The 4,741-nt window shown below is 48.3% G+C and carries 5 protein-coding genes and 1 pseudogene; all 6 read right to left on the bottom strand.

Annotated features, from left to right (window positions below; genetic code table 11):
- Positions 1-381, bottom strand: a pseudogene (locus AB5062_RS22275) (mobilization protein); the annotation flags it as partial.
- Positions 382-663: 282 nt separating this feature from the next.
- Positions 664-1,779 carry a DUF6371 domain-containing protein gene (locus AB5062_RS22270; protein ID WP_004292742.1) on the bottom strand — a complete coding sequence of 372 codons (1,116 nt, stop codon included), beginning with the start codon at positions 1,777-1,779 and terminating at the stop codon, positions 664-666.
- Between the two features lie 3 nt (positions 1,780-1,782).
- Positions 1,783-2,880, bottom strand: coding sequence for an AAA family ATPase (locus AB5062_RS22265; RefSeq protein WP_004348225.1), 1,098 nt, complete (start codon positions 2,878-2,880; stop codon positions 1,783-1,785).
- Positions 2,881-2,885: 5 nt separating this feature from the next.
- Positions 2,886-3,260: an excisionase family DNA-binding protein gene (locus tag AB5062_RS22260; RefSeq protein WP_004338328.1), complete on the bottom strand. Its 375-nt coding sequence runs from the start codon at positions 3,258-3,260 to the stop codon at positions 2,886-2,888.
- A gap of 199 nt (positions 3,261-3,459) precedes the next feature.
- Positions 3,460-4,317, bottom strand: a complete 858-nt coding sequence (gene tnpC, locus AB5062_RS22255) for a transposon Tn4555 protein TnpC (protein WP_004339687.1) — start codon at positions 4,315-4,317, stop codon at positions 3,460-3,462.
- Positions 4,318-4,564: 247 nt separating this feature from the next.
- Positions 4,565-4,741: tyrosine-type recombinase/integrase (locus AB5062_RS22250; RefSeq protein ID WP_368326991.1), on the bottom strand; the 177-nt coding region annotated here is incomplete at its 5' end.

Genomic DNA, 4,741 nt, shown 5'->3' with positions numbered 1-4,741 from the left:
GCGTCTTTGACACTCCTCACCGAATTTACGCACGTCTGCCAGTGTGGTGTCCGACCTGACAAGCAGCACTCCTTCACGTATGGGGGAGCATCCCGCAATCTTGACTATTTTACCGTTCTTGCCTTTGCGTTCACGCTCCTTTTCCTGCATGGCACGTCCGGTCTTTTCCTTTACCATCTGTCTGATATTGTCATAATGCATCCGCAAATCCGGACTGCCGAAGTCGGGATTTATCCACTGTTCGTTATCGGTGGATAGTTCAGGAACGACATAGATTCTGGACTCTCCGATGTGGCGCATGTATTCGGCAGTCCTCCTGTTGTGAGCCTCGCTCGATGCGATGTTGCAGGGCTTGATATGTATGCTTGATTTTGTTGCCATAGATACTTGTTTTTTGGTTTGTACTTTATTGTTTGCTTTTCCGCTGTCCGTAAACGCATGGGGTTCTTAGGGGTGCAACCCATAAGCGGAGATTGCAAAGAGAGGGTCACTCTTTGCTCTGGGTTCTCAGGGGAGAAACGCCCTGAGTGGGTCATTAGGGTAAAACCCTAATCCCCTCGGGAGAGCCCACAACTACGTAAGCGGAGCGTGTAGTTATAGTGGGCTATATCAATGGCAAGCCATTGTCTGCAAACTCCAGCCTACGGCTTCCGCTCTCCTCCGTCAGGGAGGTTTTTCATCATCGTTGCCGATTGGAGATGCACCGACCAGCACAAGGTCTAAATCGTCTATCAGTTTTTGCAGGACGGGATTCTTCTCTATCATCCGCTGGAGGATTCTCTCAGCCTCGACCAAGTGGTTGGCTGTACTCATCACCTTGCCCTCCCGTATCTGAAAGATAATCCAATCGGCTATGTCGATATGGGCTTCTTTTTGTTTCGGGGTGGCATTCCTTTCGATGATGTCCGAAACCACCACCTTACAAAAGTACATGCTCTCGGCTCGCTGTTTCCACTCGGCATAAGCATCGGCATCGGGAAAGAGAAGCACGGTTCGCCCTGACAGTACACGGAGTTTCTCTTCTCTCATCTGACTCTTACCACCCGTAGCCAGCCATACATAATCGGGGAAGATAGCAGAACCGATAACGGCACTCTTCTCGGATTCCACCAAGACCACCACCTTGTCGGGATGCGTTTTCAACAAGTGTTCCCCGAAAAGGCATTGGGATAGTTGCCAATCCTCTGCCAACACACGCTGCTTTTTCAATATGCTGTGTATCCAGTTCACTGCCGATGTCTGTCCTCCCTTGATACGGTGTCCGTCTTCGGGATTGTACTGCATCACCTTTCCCGTGCGTACCTTGCCCGTCCTGTCTATCTGCCAAAAGATAACAGAGCCGTCACGGGTAGCCCCCAAACGGTATTCCTCCAACAACCGCTTCAACACCTCTTTCGCCTTGTCGCCATAGTAGGAAGTAAGGAGTGTGAAGAGGAAACGGAAGAAATTGCTACGCTCGCTTTGCGACTTCTCCACATAGTGAGGGGGAATATAGCCGATGGCTGTCGGCTTACTTTGCTGCTTCACTTTCTTCTGCTCTGCTCTTTGCCTGTCAAAAGAGAAATCATTGGTAGTTCTGTGTTCAGGATGCTCTTGAAAATACTCTTTCGGAGTGTAGTGATACCCACAACCGCTTTCGTGGTTACATCTGCCGACCGATGGATGCAACGGCACATTATTTTCGTCCACGTAATAGACGAAAGAATGCCTGTCTCCGCATTTGGGGCAGGTATGCCGTGTTGCCGTTCCTTTATACTTCTGTAATGAATAATTGCCCATAGCTTAGTCCGTTTTTGATGGTTGATTGTCGGCTGTCCCATCCTGTCCCATTGTCCCACACTCTAAGGGTTGGGACAGTGGGACACTTGGGACACCTGCGTTTTTACTCTCTTTGCTGCGCTGGATGATACGGTTTACGGTGGACTTGCCACAATTCACCTGTGAGGCTATCTCCCTGACGGACTTGCCCGATTGGGAGAGTTGCAGAATTTGGCAATCCCTTTGGCTTGATTCATTGTCGCCCAATTTTTTCAAGTGTTCCTTTTCCGTGGAATAGCCCCTGAACACGAACTGCAAGAAAGCATCCACCTTGTCAATCTCGTAAACGATTACATTATCCGCATCATGAGAGAACGTGCCATAGCGCACTTTAAGCTGCTTCACATAGCGAAGCCCTCCGTCTTGGGCACTTTTTCCAATGGTGAACACGCTGTCAAAGAAATTGTAGAGCCGTTTGCTTCCGGCAAGGTCGTTGGATGTGATGGGACAATCCAAAGAGCGTTTGGGCGTATGTGCTAGGACAAGGATAGAGAGCGCATATCTCTTTTTGAGATTGTTCAGCTGAATCATCAGCCGTCCTGCGGCATCGCCTTTCTCCATGGCGCAACACAGGTAGGTAAGATTGTCAATGATGAAAATCTTGCAGTCGGTCTGCACAGCCATCTGTTCAATGCCGCCTATGATAGCTTCCTCAAAGTTGGCATCCAAAAGCTGGTTGCAGTCAATAGACACCCGATAGAGTTTGTCGGGAAAGGTGTAGAGCTCTCCATGCTCGTTGGTATAGCGGAGCTGGAACTGCTTTTCGGACAGTTCAAAGTCCAGATACAGCACATTGTCGGTTCGGGCGATGCGGTCGGCTATCTGCACGGCAAGGATGGACTTGCCCACGTTGGAATCGGCAAACAAGCAGGAGAGTTCCCCCTCGTACCAAAAGCTGTCCCACAGCGCACGGGGCGTAGGCAATAACGATGCTTCAAGAATGGTTTGGTTTGCCGTCTTGATATTCATCATGCCTACACTGTCGGGCATACCGTTATGCGCTTGGGATGCTTTTGTGAGGTCGCCACGTATCAGGTTGATATAGTTCTTATCCTCTTCCATATCATTCACCAGTTACGTGGGTTGGGCTTGCGACGGTGGGAAGAGGATAAGGACTTGTTCAGTTCCTCGTCTGACAACGGTATGGGATTCTTTCGGGCGGTTTCCAGCCACTTGTCCAGTTCGTCACGGTAAAGGCAATAGCGTTTGCCGGGCTTGGTGGCAGGGATTGTCCCTTCTGACAGTTTCATGTAGAGCGTACCCTTAGGGATACCTAAATACTCTGCTGCCTCGTCCACAGACATGGGCACGTGGGTGTCCACCGTTTTGGCATTGTTCACACTGCGCTGCTCGGCGAGCAGGCTTTTCAGGCTCATCACTTCGTCTCGAAGCTGAGCGACAACCTCGGGGAGGTCGTTGAAGGTAAGAATTGATTTTTCCATTCGCGTACTCGTCTCTTTTGTAAGACTTGGCGCAAAGGACTGAAATGATATATCCGTGAATATCTCCACGACACGTCATTGCAAAATAATTCCCGAATAATTAAGCCCAGCCATAAATGACGGGTAAAATTACTCGGGAAACGATGTAAAACAGGCGGTTATGAGTTACCGGATGGTTGTCGTTGGTGTCGTGATTATCCTAATTCCGCACATAATCCTCGGGATAGTGGAAATCAAGTTTGCCGTTTTCGGGTTCATCAATGGGAATTTCCGTCTTTAACGGCTCTACCTTGAAATTCTTGATGGTTGATAAGTCTGTATCAGCAAACGATTTCGGGAAAAGGGCTTTGATGAACTTGGCACGGTTATCCCCATTGTAGTATCTCTTGTACAGGAAACGCTCAGAGATATTCCATACGAAGTGACGGAGTGGAATGTTGTTGATGTCTTTGGTAAACGGTCTTTGTATGGGCTTCGGGGTATAAGTGTTAAGATTCATCCATTTGTCCACCTCAGTACAGATGTGGTTCACGGTTTCTTGGTCGGCAATGCGAGGCAGGTAATAATGGCAATACTCCATGACCATGCGGATGCGCTCTTCCTTTTCCCGTTGCTCTCTGCTTGCGTAATTGGCACGGTTCTTTTCGTGAAGATCCGGGGCGATAGTAAGCTCTATCGGTTGTGTTTGGATAAGTGTCTCTTCTTTTGTCGGGGATGATTCGGGTACAGGCTCAGGGACTGATGTAGGTCCAGGCACAGATGTGGCTTCTTCAAGTGTATTTTGTGACAGTTCTTCCTGCACCTCTATGGCTTCGGCAATCGTTTCTTTCTTGCCGAACTTGATTTTGTAGATTTCGTATGTATCAAAGATAAGTGTCTGAAAGGAGAGATAGAGCAACCATCCCAACAGGTTACAGCATACGAATACTATCCACCTGACAAAGTTGTCTTGGTTGAAGCTGTCCGCTATTACCAGCGTGGCAATGGAAGATATTAGGACGATGGCGAAGCCGACAAAGCCCAAGATGATGTATTTGTCCTTGATTGATGATTCCATATTTCGTTGAGAGATTGAATGTTCCTGTATTATTTTGTGCAAAGTTAATGCTATTTTTCCCAATTACTGCCCGTTATTTGCGGTTAGAACGGTCTTTTTCAATGTATTTCACGAAATGTCATCATATCATACTCTGTTTCATACTCTGAGGGGCTTATAAATGGTGGCATCAAGCCAAAAACATAGAGGGGCGATTATAGCCTTGTAGCCATAACCGCCCCTCTGAATACCTGTCAATGTGAGACATTTATGCCTCCTTGCGCTTCAAGGTTATCTTGTCCACCACCTGACACATCTGCTGCGCTGCTATCTTGGAATAGATTTGTGTGGTGGTAATGTTCTTATGTCCGAGATAGGCTTGGATGACAGCCATGTCCGTTCCCATTTCCACGTGCAGGCTTCCGAAGCTGTGGCGGGTACAGTG

Origin of the sequence: Phocaeicola sp. RTP21359st1_B8_RTP21360_211022, assembly GCF_040911965.1 — a bacterium.
GTDB classification, from domain to species: Bacteria; Bacteroidota; Bacteroidia; order Bacteroidales; family Bacteroidaceae; genus Phocaeicola; species Phocaeicola vulgatus.
Note: the sequence above shows the minus strand (reverse complement) of the source record. Positions and strands in the feature narration are given on the sequence as shown.